Here is a 20,312-nt window from a genome sequence, read left to right on the forward strand (position 1 = left end):
TTCCGCTTCAAACAAAAAGAGCAGGTCATGCCAAAATTCGGCATCACCCGCTATAAATTATGAAAGTCTGATTCCGCTTATTCCTGTTTTTTCGCTTTCCGCCATCTCTGAAGCCCGTAAAAGACGCTTAAAATCATCACCCAAAACACCCCGATATAAATCGCGTATTTCCACGCCGGATGCAAAAACATGGTGATGAATACCAAAAGCAGCACGACAAACCCAATGGTGGCAACCGGTGAAAAACGTGCCGTTTTTAACCATTGATAGCGGAAATAGGTTAAAAAGATGATCATCCAAGTGAAGATCCCGCCGAAAATCGCGATGCCAAACAACGTTTGATAGGCTTTCGCGTCCGTCACATTGAGCAAGATGGCAATCATCAGTCCAAAGGACGAAATGATCAATGCCGGGACCGGCACTCCTTTTCGGGTGACCTTCCCCAACTTTTCGGGCGCAAACTCACTTTTGGCCAACGAAAACATCATCCGCGTACAAGCATACAAATTGGCATTCATGGTCGACAAAGCGGCCGTCAACACAATAAAATTCATCAAGCCGGCGGCATAGGGAATGTTCAAAAGCTGCAACATCTTAACAAACGGGCTTTGTTCCAACTGTTCCCCGCCAATTTGTTGCCAGGGAATCAAAGCCAGCATCACGGCCATGGACAGCAAATAAAAAAGAATCAATCGAAGGGCCATCCATTTCATGGTTTTGGACAAGGCCCGACGGGGTTCTTTGGCTTCTCCGGCCGTGACGGCAACAATTTCTGTTCCCATGAAACTGAAGGAGGCCATCACCATTCCCATCCAAATCCCAAACCATCCCTGAGGAGCAAATTGTCCGTCACCGGCCAGCCGGTTCATGCTTTCAGCCGGTTCAGCAAAAATGAGTAGCAACCCCAAAACAATAAAGACCGACAATGCGGTCACCTTGACCGTGGAAAACCCGAATTCAAACATGCCGAAATTTTTGACGGACAAGGCATTGATCAAAATAATCATCAGTGAAAAAGCAACCACAAAGATCCACCGGGGCACTTCGGGAAACCAATACTGCATGTAAATCCCGACAGCCGTCGCTTCGCCTCCGATGGCAATGGCATTGGCCGCCCAATACGTATACCGGACCAGATAACCCAACCACGGATGGAGATATTTCTCGGCATGAATCCCGAATGATCCCGTCGTCGGATGTTCCATGGACAATTTTGCAAGACAAAACACCATCATAAACACGATTACAGAAATAAGAGCATAACTCACAATGACACCAGGTCCGGCATAATGAATGGCCAAACTGGAACCGATAAACAGTCCGGTGCCGATGGCGCTTCCCAGGCCGATCATCGTCAACTGCCCGGGCGTCAACTCTCTCTGCAACACATCTTCCTTCGCTCCGACTGGTTCTCTGCTCATACTCTCCTCAACCACCTGTCTCTTCTTTGATCAACTCAACAATTCAAAAACTGTATGAATAAATTCTAATAAAAAATGAATACAAACTCAACCAAATCCGAAACCGCCAAATTCCCGCGAAATTATGTTTGAAAATATTCTATTTTATTAATAAATTGTTTTTATATAATAATATTATATATTTTATAGTCTAATCACCTAAATTATTTCAAAACAGGGTGTTAATAGAAAAATCGGCGAGCTATTTAAAAGGAACTTCAAAATTTATATATTGTAATTTTCAAAATAACCGTTAAGATGGAGATGGGATGTTTTCTTCCTGTTTTTGTTTTTACTAGTGTAGCATGAGCATCATTTTGTTGAACGATTGATCCCCGTCAAAGAGGTGGTGTCTCATTACAAACCATCAACCCGTTTTGATGTCGAGAAGAGAACGGCATCAACAAGAACGAATGCATCCAATGGTTCTGTTTCTTCTTTTTGGAACCGGTTTTACCAGAACTGCCTCTTTTATGAGCCTGCCATTTTTGGTGTTTTATTTAACCCATCACATCCAGTTCACCCCGATGCAGGTCGGGATCATCCTCGGAGTGATGGGATTGGGTGCGGCATTAGGGGGATTTGTTGGCGGTTATCTGTCTGACTTGTTTGGTCGCGGGTTTATTATCGTCATTTCTTTGGTTGCCTGGACCTTTTGTTTTTTCGGGTTCGTATTGGCACAGGGGTATGTCACGTTTATCCTGTTGAGTTTTTTCCACGGCTTGTGGCGCGCTTTTTTTGAACCCACTTCCCAAGCGTTAATGGCGGACTTAACCGTACAAAGAAAACGACTGAAAGTATTCAGTTACCGTTATATGGCCATCAATATCGGCATGGTGATCGGTCCTTTGCTGGGGACTTTTTTGTTCCAGTCGATCGGTCCTTACACCTTTGTCCTTACCGGTTTGTTATATGCTCTTTACTCCCTAATGCAAATCGGGTTTTTGCTCAAGTACAAGGAGAAAATCCGACATTCCAGGGATGAAGGCAAGGTTCAGTTGTCCGAATGCTTGCATCTCATGAGAAAAGACCAAACATTGGGATACTACATCATAGGCAGTATGATCTTTTACGGCATTTATGCACAATTGGAAACAAGCTTGCCGATGTTTCTGACCAACGAAATCGTGAACGGGGAACGAATCTATTCCTTCTTGTTAATGATCAATGCAGCCATTGTCATCTTGTTCCAGCCCTTTATCACCAACTGGGCGGAACAGAGAAACCCGTTGAGCAGTATTTTGCTGGGGGTCCTGCTGTTTTCCGCGGGATATGCCTCGCTTTCGCTGGGAGACCGGGAATTGATCTTTATCAGCGGAACCATTTTATTCACTTTCGGGGAGATTTTCATTTTCCCGGTAAGCAGCCAAATGATTGACCAGTTGAGCAATGACCGGTTTCGCGGTGCCTATTACGGAGCCGCCAATCTGGCCCAGATCGGATTGAGTTGGGGGCCGTTGGTGGGCAGCTGGCTGTACAATCAAGTCGGGGCGCCGGTGATGTGGTGGATCATTGCGTTGATTGCCTTACATATTATTTGGTTCTATGCCGTCGGCTATCGCAAATACATGAAAAAACAGGGCATCGGCGTCATGTTGATCATATACAAAGTGCTCAACGACTTAAAATTAACGCCCATCCTCAAATTCTCGTTTAAAATCATTCCGATCATCTCGATTCTGACCGGACTTTTGTTTTGGGCGACACAACAGTATGGGGAAAAGCTGAGTTTTCTCCATCACTGGATGCTACCTAGTATGTAATCAAGAAGGGTATGGCAAAGCGGCAACGCTTGCCATTCCCTTTCTTTATTTATTCCCGGACCTGGCCGGTTCCCCGGATCACATACTTGTAACTGGTAAGCTCTTTCAATCCCATGGGGCCCCGTGCATGCAACTTCTGGGTGGAAATCCCCATTTCGGCGCCGAATCCAAACTCAGCCCCGTCGGTAAAACGGGTGGAAGCATTATGATACACGGCCGCCGCATCCACTTGTGTCAAAAAGGCATCCGCCGCTTTTTGATCTTCGGCAATGATGGCTTCGGAATGGCCCGTCCCAAACCGTTCAATGTGCCGGAGCGCTTCCCCGGTTCCCCGAACCACTTTCACAGCCAGGATCAAATCCAAAAACTCGGTGTCGTAATCTTCTTCTGCGGCCGGTTCGATTTTCAGCGAAGATTCATTTTGCAAAATGCGGCAGGTTTGTTCACATCCTTTCACCTGCACCCCCCGGGCCGCCAACTCCCGGGCCAAAAAAGGCAAAAATTCCTCCGCAATGCCCTGATCGACCAATAGGGTTTCCATGGCATTGCAAACCGAAGGCCGTTGGGTTTTGGCATTGACCACCACCGACCGGGCCATCTTTAAATCCGCGGAAGCATGCACATAGATGTGGCAATTTCCCACACCGGTTTCAATGACCGGCACATGGGCATTTTGCACGACCCGTTGAATCAATCCGGCTCCCCCGCGCGGAATCACCAAGTCGACCGATTCTTTGTCCCGGATCAAATAATCAATCGTGTCCCGCTCGGTCCGCTCAATCAATTGAATGGAATCAACCGGAATCTGTGTTTCCGCCAGCCCTTCACACATGACCCGAACCAGTGCCTGATTGGAGAAGATTGCTTCTTTCCCCCCGCGAAGGACAATGGCATTGCCGGCTTTCAATGCCAGACCGGCGGCATCCACGGTGACATTGGGACGTGATTCGTAAATGATGGCAATCACCCCGAACGGAACGCGCACTTTATCCACTTTCAATCCGTTCGGGCGGCAATGGGTTTCCATCACTTCGCCGACCGGATCGCTGCTTTGGACCAATACGTTCAGCCCCTCAATCATGTCGGCAAGGCGTTTCTCATTCAACAGCAGCCGGTCCTGTTTCGCTTTGGACAATCCGTTTTGGATGGCGGCATCCAAATCTTTTTGATTGGCTTCAAAAATCCGTTCCCGCATCTGCCACAATTTCTCGCCCATGCGCATCAATGCTTCGTTTTTTTCCCGGGCGGAAACCATCGTCAAATTCCGTGAAGCCTGTTTGGCTTTGCATGTTTTCTTTTTCACCATGTCTTGCAAATCAACCGTCATCATAAGACTAGCTCCTCCTCCTTCAAAATCACCATCATATCCCGGTGAACCACTTCATGAATCCGTTCATTCCCCTGATTCCAAGCTTTCCGTTCCAGCAAGAGATTGAGGTCGGCACTGGAAAAGCTGGAGATCCCTTTGCCGATAGAGCGGCCGGACGGATCGCAAATTTCCACGACGGCTCCTTCCAAAAAAGTTCCGCTGACACGGATCACTCCGCCCAACAGAAGGCTTTTGTTAAACCGGACCAGCGCCTCTTTCGCACCGGAATCCACCGTGATTTTCCCCTTGACACGGGTACTGAACGCCAACCATGATTTTTTGCTCGGCAAGCGGCTGTGCGGATGGAAACAGGTTCCCACTTTTTCCCCTTGCACAATTTTTCTTAATACATCCGGTTCTTTGCCGGACGCAATCACCACCTTCATTCCGGATTGGACCGTGATTTTGGCCGCGGTCATTTTGGTCCGCATTCCGCCGGTTCCCACGATGCTTCCGGAACCCCCGGCAATCTCTTCCAATTCCTTGGTGATGACATGCACTTCCTCAATTTTTTCGGCCTCGGGATCTTTTCGGGGATCTTTGGTATACAAACCGTCAATGTCTGTCAGCATCACCAAAAGGTCTGCTTGGGCCACAATGGCCACCAGACTGCTCAAAGTATCGTTATCCCCCACGCGAATTTCATCAACGGCCACCGTGTCATTTTCATTAACAATGGGTACAATCCCCTTTTTCAACAACGTTTCGATGGTATTGCGAATGTGAATAAACCGTTTCCGGTCTTCCAAATCCAAGCGTGTGAGCAACAATTGGGCCACCGGAAGACCATGTTGTTGAAAGTATTTCTGGTACGTATCCATGAGTGCGCTTTGGCCCACAGCGGCAGCCGCCTGCTTTTCCGGAATGGTAATCGAAGCCGGGGTCCATCCCAACCGTCCGATCCCGGCGGCAACCGCACCGGACGACACAAGGATCACTTCCATTCCTTGCCGGATCAGGGCGGCGATTTGCCCGACCAATGGATTGATTTTTTTCTCTGACAGGACGCCGCCTGCTTCCGTCAGGCTGCTGGAGCCGACTTTCACCACAACACGCTTTTTTCCCATGCTTCTTCCTCCCTCTAAACAAAAAAAGCCTTTCATCCCTGAAGGACGAAAGGCTTTTTCGCGGTACCACCTTCATTGATGCGTCCCACATCCACCGTAAGACGCATCCCCTTTACTGGATAACGGCCAAGCCACCGAATCCGCTTTTCACGGATCGCTCCAGAGGCGGGACAATCCGGTTAAATGACGGGTTTTTCCAGCCGCGAAACCCGCTCTCTGTGCATCGCTCCGGATTGATTCACTCTGTCATCGCACTTTGATATGCAAGTTTTATACATTTATATACATGACATCCGGACGGTTTGTCAATCTCTACTCCATTTCAATCAATAAGTCCCCGGTCTCGATGGCATCTCCATTTTTCACATGAATTTCCTTGACCACACCGTCAAACGGCGCCTGGATCGTCGTTTCCATCTTCATGGCCTCGGTGACGACAAGGTGTTCTCCTTTCTTCACCTTGTCCCCTTTCTCAACCAGGATTTTCACCACATGCCCCGGCATCGTGGCTCCCACATGGCCTTCCACATCCGGATCCGCTTTGCGGCGCGAATCGACCGTTGCTTTGGCTGACAAATCGCGAATGTTCACTTCACGCGGTTGTCCGTTTAATTCATAATACACCGTCCGTGTCCCGTCCGGAGCCAACGGCCCGACTGTAATCAATTTGACGATCAAGGTTTTACCCGTTTCGATCTCCACTTTGATCTCTTCCCCGTAACGGAGCCCGTAGAAAAACGTGGGTGTATCCAACACGGAGAGATCCCCGAATTCCTTGGTTTTCTTTTCTTTGTCCAAGAACACTTTCGGATACATGATGTAACTCATCACATCGTACTCATTGACCGTCCGGCCGGTTTTTTCTTCCAGCTCTTTTTGGACTTCCCCGAAATCAACCGGCTCCAACAATTCGCCCGGCCGGCAAGTGAAATATTCGCGGCCTTTTAAGATAATATCCCGCAACTTTTCCGGGAATCCCCCCGGCGGTTGTCCCAAATATCCTTGGAAAAACTGAATGACCGATTCCGGGAAGTCATAACGGTGGCCTTTTTCATAAACATCCTGTTCCGACAGGTTGTTTTGCACCATAAACAGGGCCATGTCCCCGACCACTTTGGAAGAAGGAGTGACTTTGACAATGTCTCCAAACATTTTGTTTACCGTGGCATAAGCTTTTTTCACTTCTTCCCAGCGATCGCCCAGACCGACCGCATTCGCCTGCTGGCGCAAGTTGGAATATTGTCCGCCCGGCATTTCATGAACATACACCTCGGCGGTCGGCGATTTGATGTCACTTTCAAAACCGGCATAATAAGCCCGCACATCTTCCCAGTAATCCGAGAGCTTTTGGATCTCCTGCAAATCCAATCCGGTTTCTCTCTTATCACCGCGCAATGCGGCAACCAAACCATTCAGGCTGGGCTGTGAAGTGAATCCGGACATGGAACTGATGGCGGTATCCACAATGTCCACCCCGGCTTCATAAGCCTTGATCAGCGTCGACATCTGCACCCCGCTGGTATCATGCGTATGCAAATGAATCGGAATGCCGATCTCTTCTTTTAATGCTTTGACCAGCTGATATGCCGCAAATGGTTTCAACAATCCGGCCATATCTTTGATCGCCAGGATTTGCGCCCCCGCTTTTTCCAACTCTTTGGCCAGATCCACATAATATTTCAGCGAGTATTTGTTGCGGGACGGATCCGTGATATCCCCGGTGTAACATATGGTCGCTTCGGCAACTTTCCCGGTTTCACGCACGGCATCGATTGCCACCCTCATGCCTTCAATCCAGTTTAAGCTGTCAAAAATCCGGAAAACGTCAATGCCGCTCTTTGCAGCCAGTTGCACAAACTTCCGGATCACATTATCGGGATAGTTGGTGTAACCCACCGCATTGGCGCCTCTGAACAGCATTTGAAATAAAATATTGGGAATCCGTTCACGAAGTAAGTGCAACCTTTCCCAAGGATCTTCATTTAAAAAGCGCATTGCCGTATCAAAAGTGGCTCCTCCCCACATCTCCAGCGAGAATAATCCCGGAGCCAGTTTTCCCGTCGCTTCAGCGATTTTTAACAAATCATAGGTGCGCATTCTGGTTGCAAACAAAGACTGATGGGCATCGCGAAAGGTCGTATCCGTCACTAAAAGGCGCTCGCTGTTTTTAATCCAGTCAATCAGTCCTTCGGCTCCCTGCTCGTCCAAAATTTGTTTCGTTCCGCACGGATATTCCCGGTCATAAGGAACAACGGGCACACGTGGTTCGGGAAAATTGGGCTTTTTGTCTTTGGGCAATCCCGGATACCCGTTGACAACCGTCTGACCGATATAATTCAATAATTTGGTTCCACGGTCTCTCCGCTTTGGAAACTCAAACAATTCCGGTGTTGTGTCAATGAACGAAGTATCATATTTCCCACTTAAAAACACCGGATGTTGCACCACATTTTCCATAAACGGAATATTGGTTTTCACTCCGCGAACCCGGAATTCCCTCAACGTGCGCAACATTTTTTGGGCTGCTTGTTCATAAGTCATCGCCCAAGAAGAAACTTTCACCAGCAAGGAATCATAGTGCGGTGTTATGACAGCCCCGGGATACGCGTTACCGGAATCCAAACGAATGCCAAATCCGCCTCCGGACCGGTACGCAAGCAATTTTCCCGTTTCCGGCAGGAAATCGCGCTCCGGATCCTCGGTGGTCACACGGCATTGAATCGCATACCCGCGGGTGGTGATTTCCGACTGCGCCGGCACGCCCACTTCCGGATCGGTTAAAGCATATCCTTCCGCAATCCGGATTTGGGATTGCACGATGTCCACACCGGTGATTAATTCCGTAATGGTGTGCTCCACCTGCACCCGCGGATTCACCTCGATAAAGTAAAACTTTTGATCGCCGGTGACCAAAAATTCAACCGTTCCGGCATTGATGTAACCGGCTTTTTTCATCAGGTTCAAAGCCGCTTCGCAAATCTGTTCGCGCAAATTCTCATCCAACGACACACTCGGCGCCACTTCAATCACTTTTTGATGGCGGCGTTGGATGGAACAATCCCGGTCATAAAGATGAATGACATTCCCGTAAGAGTCTGCCAAAATTTGCACTTCGATATGTTTCGTATTTTCCAAATATTTCTCGATATAAACCGCGGCATTTCCAAAAGCGGATTTCGCTTCGGACCGGGCACGTTCGACCGCGTCTTTCAATTCTTCCGCCTTGCGGACAATCCGCATCCCGCGGCCGCCTCCACCGGAAGCTGCTTTGATGATGACCGGAAATCCGTGCTTTTCTGTAAACTCTTGCGCTTCTTTTAGTGACTGAATCGGATCAGGGGTACCAGGAATGACCGGAATCCCGGCTTTAACAGCCATGTCACGGGCTTCCACCTTATCGCCAAACATTTTGATATGCTCCGGGGACGGACCGATAAATACAATCCCCTCTTCTTCGCACCGTTTGGCAAATTCGGTATTTTCCGCCAAAAAGCCGTAACCGGGATGAATAGCATCCACATCATGGCGTTTTGCTACTTCCAAAATGGCATCAATATCCAAATACGCTTCAATCGGGCCTTTTCCCTCGCCGATCAGATAAGCTTCATCCGCTTTGTAACGATGGAGGGATAAGCTGTCCTGCTCGGTGTAGACAGCGACCGTGCGAATCCCCAGTTCGGTGCAAGCGCGAAAAATCCGGGTAGCAATTTCGCCACGATTGGCTACTAAAACTTTCGAAAAATGCTTCATACCTGTACTCCTTTCGCGAAAAAAAGTCTAACCTCTCCATTACAAACATTATAATCTAAACAAATATATTTCTAAATATCTCACAAATATTAATGTAAGACAATTAGAATCTTATTAATATTAATCGCTTTCAAAAAAGAAAACATTGTATAATAAAATAGGGAGGTTGCTTTTATAAGCCACAGGCCGACCGATCCTTGTAAATATTCATTTGTTTTTATCAATATAACATATACAGGGGTGAAAAAATGACTTTTTCTTCCTTCCAATTTTTTCTCCATTCCCAAGTCCACAGCGGTTCAGGGACTTGTTCCCGTTTGGCTGAATTCGTGCACGGACTGGGAGGAAAACGGGTGGTCCTTTTCACTGACAAAGGTTTAACCCAAGCCGGCATCACGGAAAAAATCAAAAAGCTCCTGGACCAGACGGTCAAACCGGTGCAATTGGTCGGAATATTCGATGAAATCGAGCAAGACGCCAAGGGGGAAAAAATCAATCGTGCGGCCCAATTTTTCCGTGACCGCCAAGCTGATGCACTCATCGCTTTGGGAGGCGGGAGTGTCCTGGATACCGTCAAAGGGGTCAAATGGCTTTTGCATTTGGGAAAACAAGATATTCACGAATCCCTTAAACCGGTTGAACAAATAACCCTGCCGGAAGCAAAACCCATTCCGATTCCGCATATCGCCATCCCGACCACGGCCGGCACGGGATCCGAAGTTTCTCCGGTGGCTGTCATCTTTCATGAGAAATATCAGAAAAAAGCCAATCTGTTTCATCCCTATATCGCTGCCGATATTGCGATTCTCGATCCGGAGCTGACCGTCAGTTTGCCGCCCAAAATGACGGCTGCAACCGGAATGGATGCACTCACCCATGCGGTGGAAGCCTTTTTTTCACCGACCGCTCATCCGTACACGGATGCATTCGCCATCCAATCCATGCAAATGATTTTAAAACACCTTCCGGTGGCGGTGGACAAAGGAAACCATCTCGAAGCCCGTGAACAAATGCTGATTGCCAGTTCATTGGCCATTATCGCTTTTTGTTACTCGTTGACAGCCATCCCCGTTCACAATTTGTCCCACGCCCTCGGCGCCCGGTTCGGGATTCCGCACGGGCTGGCCAATGCAGTCTTGTTGCCCGCTGTCATGGAAGCCCTGCCCTCATTCTATCAGCCGCGAATCGAATCATTTTCCAAAATCATCGGAGTTCCACCGACGCTCGATGCTGTCACCGGGTTTCTGAGAGAATTCCGAAAAGACGTGGGATTGCCGGATACATTTGCTGATTGGCATTTCACCCCTGAACTCGGGCAGGAATTGGTTTCGCTGGTGAAACAGGATCCGGCAGGGATTTATCCGATTCCTGATGAGACCATCTTAAGGATCGTTCGTGAAGTTTTTGACCAACCCATCAACGCTTGAAATGCAAAGGAGGCGATGCGACACATGCGCAAGGAGTTCCAGTCAACCCGTCCGGGAGGTCTCCAGATTGATTCATTTCCTTATCAGCTTTATCAAAAAGCCAAACGTGCCGGTACATGGAACCCGGAGTCCATCGATTTTTCGAAGGACAAAAAAGATTGGGAACGGATGACCGAACAACAAAAAGAAGAAATCCGAGCACGGTCGTCCAGTTTTTTGGCCGGAGAAGAGGCGGTCACTGTTGATTTGCTGCCTCTGATCATGGTCATCGCCAAAGAAGGGCGCCTGGAAGAGGAATTGTATCTGACGACATTTTTATTCGATGAAGCCAAACATACGGAATTTTTCCGGCTGTTTCTCAATGAAATCGGGGAAACCGACGATCTATCCCGATACCATTCCCCCGCATACCGCAAAATTTTCAACGAAATGCTTCCGGAATCCATGAACCGCTTGTTGCATGATGCTTCACCCGAAGCGATCGTGGATGCCGCCACCACTTACAACATGTTTGTGGAAGGCGTGTTGGCGGAAACCGGTTACGCCAGTTTCCATGAAGGGCTGGACAAATCCGGTCTGATGCCGGGGTTGATGGAAGGAATCGGTTATTTGAAATTGGACGAATCGCGCCATATCAGCTATGGCACCTATCTCTTGCAGCGGTTGATTCATGAAAAACCTTCCCTGTTTGACCGGTTCGTCAAAAAAATGGAAGAACTGGCGCCATACGGTATGGAAATTGTATCCCGATACCAGGAAGGAATCAGCCCGCTGGGAGTGGATATGAAAAAAATCCGGCGCTTTGCCGAAAAACAAATCAACGTCCGGATTGAGATATTGTCCCGGGCCAAAAACGGCACATTCGATCCGACCTCCCCTGATCCCCTCTCTTCTGACGGGTTGTAACAAAAAACCACACCTTTTTAAGGTGTGGTTTTTCTGTCATTCCAACGTATCTTCTCCGTCCGGATGATACTCTTTTTCACTTTTGGCCACCACCAAAGTGGCAATCCCGTTTCCAATCATATTGACAATGGCCCGTGCTTCAGACATGAACCGGTCCACTCCCAACAACAACGCCAAGCCTTCCATGGGAATCACTTGCATGGCGCTCAGGGTGGAAGCCAAAACAATGAACCCTCCCCCGGTTACGGTGGCGGCCCCTTTGGACGTCAACATCAAAATGGCCAAGATGGTCAGCTCCTGGGTCAGGGTCAAATCCACTCCGCTGACCTGTGCCAAAAACACAACCGCCATGGTCAAATAAATGCTGGTTCCGTCCAAATTAAAGGAATAGCCGGTCGGAATGACCAAGCCGACCACCGATTTGGAACACCCTGCCTTCTCCATTTTTTCCATCATTTGCGGCAAGACCGATTCCGACGAAGATGTGCCGAGCACAATCAACAATTCTTCCTTAATAAATTTTAAATATTTCAGGAGACTGAAACCGTACATTTTGCAAATCAGGTTCAGGATCACGAACACAAACAAAAACATGGTTGTATAAACCGACAACATCAATTTTCCAAGCGGAACCAACGTCGCCAAACCATAATTTCCGATGGTAAAAGCCATCGCCCCGAATGCCCCCGCCGGAGCCGCTTTCATCACGATGTTGACGATTTTAAAGAATACATTGGAAATCCGGTCAAACAGATCAATCACAGGCTTTCCCGTCTCTCCCAGCGAAACCAGGGCAAACCCGAACAAAACCGCAAAGAAAACAACTTGCAAAATATCCCCCTTCGCGAAAGCTTCCACTGCATTGGACGGAATGATATGAATGATGAAATCGGACAGCTTCATTTTTTCCCCTTCTTGGGCGTATTCACTCACTTGGTCGCTTTCGGCTTGGGTTGCTTGAAGGTTCACTCCTTCACCGGGTTCCACCAAATTGGCAACAATCAGTCCGATAACCAAAGCAAAAGTGGTAACGATTTCAAAATAGATCAGCGCTTTTCCCCCGACCCTGCCCACTTTTTTCATGTCTCCCATTTTGGCAATGCCAAGCACGATGGTAAAAAATATTAACGGTGCAATCACCATTTTTACCATGTTGATAAACATTTCTCCCAATGGTTTCATCATTTTGGCTACATCCGGTACAAAGACTCCCAGCAAGATCCCGATAAAAATGGCTGACAGAACTTGAAAAGTCATATTTTTCAACAATTTCTTCATCCGGTACACCTCCACTACCCCCCTGTCTGAACAATTGCTCCATCCTTCATCCGAAGCCTTGTCCAATGGATCTCTTTTCTCTTTCAATATTTTAAAATATTTTATTATAAAAGATCTTATATATGCAAAATAAATATATTTATTTTTATTCAGAATACCGCTTGGATATGGTGAATAAAATATAAGAAGGAGGAATACATCCTCCTTCCCTTTCTTTAATTCAATTTGTTCAATTGGATTTCATCGGCTCCTTTTCTTACCGCCTCGAGAATGGCTTCCGTGATTTTAGACTCATACGCTGTGTCATAGACCACTTTTCCATTCACCGTAATGCGGTACATTGGTTTCGGTTCCGTTTTTTTCTTTTCCAATCCGTAAATGCGTGCAACCCCTTCCACAATGGATTGGGCCAAACCATCAATAAACTTGCCGTCTTTTAATAATTGATTTTCCCTTTCATTGGTGACAAAGAGATTTTCAATCAATATGGCCGCCATCTTTGTATTGCGAAGCACCGCAAAGTCTGCTTGCTTTTTTCCCCGGTCCTTTATTTGGTATTGGGATAAATAATTGGTGATGGTCGAATGCAGTTGATTTTGATAATTCTTGGTTTTGGAAGCGGCATTGGGGTGAATATACGTTTCGAATCCCTCTGCTTGCGAAGAGCTGGCCGAATTGATATGAATTGATAAAAAGAGATCACAGTTTCTTGCATTGGCAAAATCGGACCGCTCATTCAAATCCAGATAACGGTCATCCCAACGGGTCAGGGAAACAGTAACCCCTTTATACTCCCCAAAATAATCATTCATTTTTTTGGAAATTTGAAGAACCACGTCTTTTTCCGCCAATCCATGGGCACTTGCTCCCGGGTCTTTCCCGCCGTGCCCCGGGTCTATCACAACATACACGCTCATCGACATTCCCCCTGAAACAAATTGACAACCACAATATTCAGATAATTCATTCTCCATTAGAATTAATTCTTCATAACAAAAAATAAACCCTTCTACTCCAATTGGAATCTGTTAATCTTAAATTCTACCATTATCATTTTATAATATTCTTTCTTTCGATTTCTTCCACTGTGAACCGCCCGAAAATAAAAAAAGTGATGAATAACCATCGGGTCATTCACCACTTTTTGGATTAATCTTCATCTTCAAAGAAATCTTCCAATGCTTCATCATCGTCGTCATCATCGTCATCATCCATCAATCCATCAATCACTTCATTCATGATCATCCCGCCGATCATGCCGGCAGCAAAGCCGCCAATGGCTCCGGCCAACCCGGAAGAACCTTGACTGTGGCTGTGACCGTGACTGTGTTCATGGTAAACCGGTTCATGAGAAAAGCTTCCATGATATCCACCTTGGGCCTCCGCCATTTCGCTCAAAATTTGCTGCAACCGCCCGACCAACTCAGACTCAGGCTCCAATTCTTCATTGGAAATGAAAACTTCCCGCTTGATCTCTTGTTTGCCTCCAAAAGAAGAGTAAAGTTCCAGTTCCAGCAACAACCTGATTCCGTCCGGCTGAACGGCGGCGACAAACTCCAATTCTTCCGCTTGCCCCTGCAAGAAACCGGTCGGGAAAAGTTCAAATTCCTGCACCCGTCCGTTAAACTCCCGGGAGTCATGCTTTTCCCTGAAACCCAATTGGCCCAAAGCGTCGAGCACTTTTTGCAATGGCGCGGGACAAAGGATTTCTATGTAATCGCGATCCTTTTGATCCACCCCGCCGGCAATATCCAAATCAGTGTGAAAATAATAGGTGACGTAGTTTCCTGAAATCAAAAGGTCATAAGGCAATTGATATGCAAACGGAAATTCCCTGGTTTCGCCGGGGCGGATGGTAAATGATTCATAAAAAGGAATCGATGTGATGGTATGAACATGATCCGTATCCCCGTGCCGGATGATGACTTCCAGCTTCACATCAATCTTGTTGATCTTTTGTTCAACCTCGCCACCATGAATGAGCAATTTTCCTTCCACTGTGTCCCCCAATTGGAACCGGCTCTCATCCAGCACCAAATCCACCTTTGCAGCCCCTTTGCCAAACCGGGCCATCAGATCTTTCAACACTTTTTATCACCTTCCCATCATCAATTCATGATACCGATCCCAGCATTCTTTCACCTGACTGCGTTTGCGCTTGTCTTTCATTGCATCCTGCTCGGAATAATAATAAATGATATTGTCCGGTTTGATGTCTTTCACCGCTTCACATCCGATCGGGTGATAAACATCGCTGTTTTTGCTTGCAACAAAAATATTGGTTTCATCTTGTAAAGATTCAACTTTAAATCCGTTTTTCTGGACATACGAATCCCATTGCCAAATGCCGGCTTTCTTACGTTCCGCCTCTTTTTGGGCCTGGTTCAGGTCTTCCAGATACTTGGCTTTTGGATCATCCACATAGGCCACCCGGGCAAAACCGTTTTTCACCAACTCTTCCTGCAACAGTTTGCCGTCCACATGGACATAGGCAAGGAAACGCCCGTACTTGTCTCTTTTGTTCTCTTCCTTTTCCAATTCAATTTGATTGGCTTTTTCGATCAATTGCTTGGTAAATGCTGTGGCTTCCTCTCCGAGCGGTTGTTTTCCCAGCTGAGGATGATTGGTTTCCGGCGTGTCCACCAACAGCAACCGGACGGTCTCCTCTTTATTTTTCAACTTGATTTTAATCGTGTCCCCGTCAATCACGGTGACGGATTTTTTCGGCACTTCCACTTTCTCATCATTTCCACAGCCGGCAGCCATGAGCAACGCAACCAACAAACCCAAAATCGACAGCTTTTTGAAACTCCTCACCATTCCTACTCCTTTTTTCATGATCCAACTGTATATATTTCCATTTGTACTTCTTTTCTAAATTACCACACTCCCGATTAAAAATCAAATTCGGTAAAGAAAATTTAAATATTCACTTGGATATTGAAACGGATGGTTTTACACCGCACGAATAATGCCCGTAAACGGGACAAACAAAAGCGCCAGCCCGAAAACCACGGCAAACGTCCGGTCAGCATCCATAACAGCGGCAAAACGAAACCATGAAAGACCACTGCTTGCCAAGCCAATCTTTTTTCATTCCACCGCCCGTCCGGAACAGGCAAGCCGTTTTTGGCCGGCCTCCTTGTTTTTCTCTTAAAACCAAATTTCCTTTTTATTTTACCGAATATGATACCCAAATACGAACCTCCGGTTGGTTACTGAAAAATTATAATATTATTTACAAATTGATAAAAATATGTACAATCGATGTTAGGAGTCACGTTCCCGATTGGGGGGAAGCAGCATGCACTCAAAAAAAGACCAGCTCGTCACCGTGATTTGCCACAAATGCAAAACCGAAGTGTGCAAAGCACTTCCCGGCAGCATGGTCCGCTGCCCCAAATGTAAAACCTGGTCCACAGCCGATCTCTCTTACTGATTCCGGGATACGGACAGAAGTTGATCGCTGCCATCGCTGTGGAAAAATCGCAGCGGCACCTGCAATGCACCATTTTCAGAAACATCACAAAAGAGATCCATTCTGAACATCGAAGACAACCATCTCTGTATGGACGAACAACTCACATAGATCACATTCTCAACATCCTTTATACTTCTTTCAAAAAGAGACACCGGTAAGGGTGTCTCTTTTTATCCTATGTTTTTCAACGGCTGAAGGTGCATCCGGTCCCCTCTTTAAATTACAGATTCTTATGAAAAGACCGGTCATGAGCCATCCGGTTTTTTTCTTTGGCTTTGACGATTGCAAACAACAAAGGCACCAACATCGCGTTCAGCAAAGTCAGCACCCCGCAAACGAGAATGGCAAAATTCATGTGATAACTGTACAGCCATCCTCCCACCGATCCCCCGAGCGCATCCCCGACGAAAAAAGCGGATTGAGACAGGCCAAAAAACACACAAAACAAACAAAAAACCGCCACTCCCGCCAACACCACCGGATAGGAGAAGGAGGGAGCGCCTAACCAAGCGGGAATGAACCCGACGGACACCATCCCCAAAGCGGCCCCGAAATGGGTTCCCGTTTGTTGAATGGAAACAAGCGAGGCTTTCTCCCCGTCAGCTTTGGAAACCGACACCACCCAATGCCGCATACAGATGATCACGAGCGAAGCCCCCAGTCCGGCGATAAACCCGGAAGCCGCCACAATCCATACGGAATGCGTGTAGATCCTCAGAAACAAACCGGCCGCATATACGACAATGCCCAACCAGATGGAACGGGTCGGTCCGATCCGGTCACTCAGAAATCCGGTGAAAAAAGAAAAAGTCCCCGCCACCGCCGTGACCGAGTACGAAACGCCAAAATACGCAAGCGCTTGATTTTCTTCAAACCAAGCGGATGAATGGTTTTGGAAGCATACATGCAAAAATAAAACACAACCGTAAAGATCATCAGCATTTTTCCATAGAAATTTGTTTTCAATGTTCGGATAAAGTCGCTCATTTCATCACCTTTGCAAAAATCTCCGGTTTGGTCCAAACGTTTCGCCAAAAGGACTTATTTCCGAATCTTCCGAATCCTCAACCACTCCATGATTGGTATCAGCCATCCCGATGCATCTCCCGTCTTTGAAATTTTTGCAATATACTTCTATTTTAACTGATTTCCGCCTTCAGAATAAACAGCGGAGAATTCCCCTCTTTCCCCTTTAATGTCAATCCGGTTCAGCAAGGGGACCGGAGATTTTGGAACGGTATCATTGCCTGCTGCGGGGTGCAAGTGCAACTGCGATCCTCTTCACGGCTGCAAAATCCCGTGGATGGCCACTGCAGTAAAAAAAATTAGCAGTGGTTGCAGGAGTTGAGCAATAATCCCCATTGGTGTCGGCGGGCTGTTTCATACGGAGGATGGTTCTTTGATTCGGTAACCAGCATTAACAAATGGTTTTCCGACCGTCAAGATGCATGTCTTGAAAATCGCGGATGGCGATCTGCCGATCCCTTCGATAAAAAATGCCTATATAGTGTGTAATGAGGCTGGGGAACCGCCGGGCAAGGACACCAGATAATGACCAACAAATTTCTGTAAGAGTTAGAATGAATTATGACGGAAATAAGATGAGGCCGAGTAATTTTGATGTGCAGTATAGCGCCGGATTTGAGCAACATATTCCAAATCAGGAGTGAAAGCCATGAAAAAAGGTTTTGAAGATGTTCTTGCAGAATTACAAGCTGAAATGGTGGCGATCTATTTAGAGTATGTCAATAACAGAGCGGATGATATCTATATATACTGTTCCTGTGAATTATCATATTTCTTTAACGTGTTCTATAAAATTAACGGCAAGGTTGTTCAAAAAAAACAACTAAATGAGGTATTAGAAGATAAAATTTATGATCTTTCAAAAGAAAAACAGTGGAGTATACTACACAAAGGAATTGAAATATTAAAGCAACTTCATAATAAATGTTTAAAGAATTTAATCAGGAAATGCCTACCGAAAAAAATACATTACAAGGTAAAAGAGAACAAACTACAAGCAACATATAAGTATGATTTAGTTTGGTCTAATGATGATATGCTTTTACCAGATGATATTTTTCTTTCTTGGTTTGAAGAAGTGCGTCAAGAAAATAATGCAGATTATTGATAAAAGCATTATTTTTACCTGCCCACTTTTCTCTGATGAGATGCTTCATTTCTGTCTTGTGAATATTTGAGCAAATAAAAAAGGTCCATCTCCGAAGGGAGACCCGGAGAACCCACCAGTGCATCAAGCTGATTTCACGTGGATTTATGAAATGACACCAGCTTGACCTATTGTCCATTGTCCGATCACTTGATAACTCATGCGGGTTATTCTATGCTTCTTCGATACTAAACTCATACTGTCTCCTCTTTGATACAAAGATTAAAAAAAGGGCGATATAGCTTCCTTATCGCCCTGGGAATATAATTATTCAGGATCAGTGGTTTCCAGCAACACTCGTTTAAAATCCTCATACATCTCAAATGCTTCTTTCAATATTTCCCTTAAATCATCATAATTGCGGAATCCGGCTGCTCTGAAACGTTCGTCTGTACCATCCAATAACTGCTTTAACCAGTCCCATGGATCACCAATCAGTAACTCCCCATCTTTTCGGACCACCCAGATCAACTCCAAAAGAGCATATTTGAGATAGATATGAAATCCAAATTGAAAGGAAGGATATTCCTCTACAATTTGAAAGAAATTTTCCCTTTTATCGTAACGGGCCGGATAACCCAATTCAGCAAATATCTTCGACACTTCATTGTTATCATAGTTTTTAAACCTTTCATCAGACTTAAATTTGTACCTTGCAGCCAGACTTTTGTACCTGTTGATAAAATCAATCTTCTCCAATGCTGCTCTGATCTCCGGTGGTAATTGCATTTCTGGTGGTTTCTGCATGATTCATTCCTCTCTGCTTTATTTCCATGCCATATTTACTATTGGCCAAATCCATCAAACAACTTTTGTATTTTTTGATGGTAGAACAAGATTATCCTGATGCTGCAGCATGAGGTGGCATCCCAGCCGGCTTAAATTGTTTGAGAGTTTGCCTTGATATGAAGGCGTTCTGATTCAGAGTGTGTCACTCCCAAAACTTCCGGTCAAGTGTCCGGTACTGGATCGCTTCGGCAATATGGGCAGGCTCGATGTTTTCTTTTCCTGCCAAGTCGGCGATGGTGCGGGCCACCTTGAGGATGCGGTCATGCGCCCGGGCACTCAAACCGAGGGTTTCAAAAGCCTGCTTCATCAGTTGGAGCGACGCCGGATCCAACTTGCAATATTTGCGGATATCGGCCGTACTCATGGTGCTGTTGGTTTTCGTTTCGCTTCCCCGGAAACGTTCCTGCTGCCTTTTTCGTGCCTGGTTCACCCGTTTTCGGATGGAAGCGGAGGTTTCCCCTCTTTCCCCTTCGCTCAATGTTTTAAAATCCACTTTCGGCACCTCGATGTGGATGTCGATCCGATCCAGTAAGGGACCGGAAATTTTGGACCGGTACCGTTGCACTTGGTGCGGGGTGCAGGTGCAACTGCGATCCTCTTCATAACCAAAAAAGCCGCACGGACACGGGTTCATGGAAGCCACCAGCATAAATTCCGCCGGGTAAGTGTAAACCGCTCTTGCCCTTCCCAGGGTGACGGTCCCGTCTTCCAAGGGCTGCCTGAGCACTTCCAGCACCGTTTTGGAAAACTCCGGCAATTCATCCAGGAAAAGAACGCCCCGGTGCGACAAGCTGATCTCACTTAGTATTATGAAACGACACAAAGAACAACAGCCGTCTAAAAAGCCGA

The 20,312-nt window shown here is 46.6% G+C and carries 17 protein-coding genes; 4 read left to right on the forward strand and 13 right to left on the reverse strand.

The features are described 5' to 3' along the window. Positions 1-77 precede the first annotated feature (77 nt). Positions 78-1,421: an amino acid permease gene (locus I8U23_RS03280; protein WP_037997265.1), complete on the reverse strand. Its 1,344-nt coding sequence runs from the start codon at positions 1,419-1,421 to the stop codon at positions 78-80. Between the two features lie 461 nt (positions 1,422-1,882). On the opposite strand from I8U23_RS03280, the gene I8U23_RS03285 reads away from it, so the two are divergent. After that, complete coding sequence (locus tag I8U23_RS03285) at positions 1,883-3,223, forward strand: MDR family MFS transporter (protein ID WP_255517113.1); 1,341 nt, start codon at positions 1,883-1,885, stop codon at positions 3,221-3,223. Positions 3,224-3,272: 49 nt separating this feature from the next. Here I8U23_RS03285 and I8U23_RS03290 read toward each other — a convergent pair whose 3' ends face one another. From I8U23_RS03290 to pyc, 3 genes are all read right to left on the reverse strand, one after another. After that, positions 3,273-4,553, reverse strand: a complete 1,281-nt coding sequence (locus I8U23_RS03290) for a glutamate-5-semialdehyde dehydrogenase (protein ID WP_232335445.1) — start codon at positions 4,551-4,553, stop codon at positions 3,273-3,275. Continuing rightward, positions 4,550-5,659 carry a glutamate 5-kinase gene (proB, locus tag I8U23_RS03295; RefSeq protein WP_198050742.1) on the reverse strand — a complete coding sequence of 370 codons (1,110 nt, stop codon included), beginning with the start codon at positions 5,657-5,659 and terminating at the stop codon, positions 4,550-4,552. The genes I8U23_RS03290 and proB overlap by 4 nt, the downstream gene beginning before the upstream one ends. 312 nt (positions 5,660-5,971) lie before the next feature. After that, the gene (pyc, locus tag I8U23_RS03300) at positions 5,972-9,409 is read right to left on the reverse strand and encodes a pyruvate carboxylase (RefSeq protein WP_037997273.1); all 3,438 of its coding nucleotides are present in this window, start codon (positions 9,407-9,409) and stop codon (positions 5,972-5,974) included. A 248-nt stretch (positions 9,410-9,657) separates the two neighbouring features. Here pyc and I8U23_RS03305 point away from each other — a divergent pair, with 248 nt between their 5' ends. Further along, positions 9,658-10,836 (forward strand): iron-containing alcohol dehydrogenase, encoded by a 1,179-nt coding sequence (locus I8U23_RS03305; protein ID WP_049720245.1) that lies wholly within the window; start codon positions 9,658-9,660, stop codon positions 10,834-10,836. A 24-nt stretch (positions 10,837-10,860) separates the two neighbouring features. After that, the gene (locus I8U23_RS03310) at positions 10,861-11,742 is read left to right on the forward strand and encodes a R2-like ligand-binding oxidase (RefSeq protein WP_049720246.1); all 882 of its coding nucleotides are present in this window, start codon (positions 10,861-10,863) and stop codon (positions 11,740-11,742) included. Positions 11,743-11,778: 36 nt separating this feature from the next. On the opposite strand, the gene I8U23_RS03315 is transcribed toward I8U23_RS03310, so the two are convergent. From I8U23_RS03315 to I8U23_RS03340, 7 genes are all read right to left on the reverse strand, one after another. After that, positions 11,779-13,020 carry a dicarboxylate/amino acid:cation symporter gene (locus I8U23_RS03315; protein ID WP_198050743.1) on the reverse strand — a complete coding sequence of 414 codons (1,242 nt, stop codon included), beginning with the start codon at positions 13,018-13,020 and terminating at the stop codon, positions 11,779-11,781. Positions 13,021-13,235: 215 nt separating this feature from the next. Next, positions 13,236-13,937 (reverse strand): N-acetylmuramoyl-L-alanine amidase family protein, encoded by a 702-nt coding sequence (locus I8U23_RS03320; protein ID WP_037997279.1) that lies wholly within the window; start codon positions 13,935-13,937, stop codon positions 13,236-13,238. A gap of 232 nt (positions 13,938-14,169) precedes the next feature. Beyond that, positions 14,170-15,105: a sporulation protein gene (locus tag I8U23_RS03325; protein ID WP_198050744.1), complete on the reverse strand. Its 936-nt coding sequence runs from the start codon at positions 15,103-15,105 to the stop codon at positions 14,170-14,172. Between the two features lie 9 nt (positions 15,106-15,114). Then, a complete protein-coding gene (locus I8U23_RS03330; RefSeq protein ID WP_165489738.1) occupies positions 15,115-15,837 on the reverse strand; it encodes a thermonuclease family protein in 723 nt (240 codons plus the stop codon). 138 nt (positions 15,838-15,975) lie between these two features. Next, a complete protein-coding gene (locus I8U23_RS13555; RefSeq protein WP_255517114.1) occupies positions 15,976-16,101 on the reverse strand; it encodes a hypothetical protein in 126 nt (41 codons plus the stop codon). A 189-nt stretch (positions 16,102-16,290) separates the two neighbouring features. Next, the gene (locus I8U23_RS03335; RefSeq protein WP_198050745.1) at positions 16,291-16,440 is read right to left on the reverse strand and encodes a hypothetical protein; all 150 of its coding nucleotides are present in this window, start codon (positions 16,438-16,440) and stop codon (positions 16,291-16,293) included. Between the two features lie 281 nt (positions 16,441-16,721). Further along, positions 16,722-17,411 (reverse strand): MFS transporter, encoded by a 690-nt coding sequence (locus I8U23_RS03340; protein ID WP_232335446.1) that lies wholly within the window; start codon positions 17,409-17,411, stop codon positions 16,722-16,724. A gap of 765 nt (positions 17,412-18,176) precedes the next feature. Between I8U23_RS03340 and I8U23_RS03345 the strand changes: the two genes are divergently transcribed. Next, positions 18,177-18,635 (forward strand): DUF600 domain-containing protein, encoded by a 459-nt coding sequence (locus I8U23_RS03345; protein WP_198050746.1) that lies wholly within the window; start codon positions 18,177-18,179, stop codon positions 18,633-18,635. Between the two features lie 306 nt (positions 18,636-18,941). On the opposite strand, the gene I8U23_RS03350 is transcribed toward I8U23_RS03345, so the two are convergent. Beyond that, on the reverse strand, positions 18,942-19,421 hold the full coding sequence (locus I8U23_RS03350; protein WP_198050747.1) for a hypothetical protein: 480 nt from the start codon (positions 19,419-19,421) through the stop codon (positions 18,942-18,944). A gap of 184 nt (positions 19,422-19,605) precedes the next feature. Then, positions 19,606-20,253: an ATP-binding protein gene (locus I8U23_RS03355; RefSeq protein WP_232335447.1), complete on the reverse strand. Its 648-nt coding sequence runs from the start codon at positions 20,251-20,253 to the stop codon at positions 19,606-19,608. Positions 20,254-20,312: the final 59 nt, after the last annotated feature.

The sequence above is a fragment of the Thermoactinomyces sp. CICC 10735 genome (genome assembly GCF_016055175.1).
In the GTDB taxonomy this organism is placed as follows: domain Bacteria; phylum Bacillota; class Bacilli; order Thermoactinomycetales; family Thermoactinomycetaceae; genus Thermoactinomyces; species Thermoactinomyces vulgaris.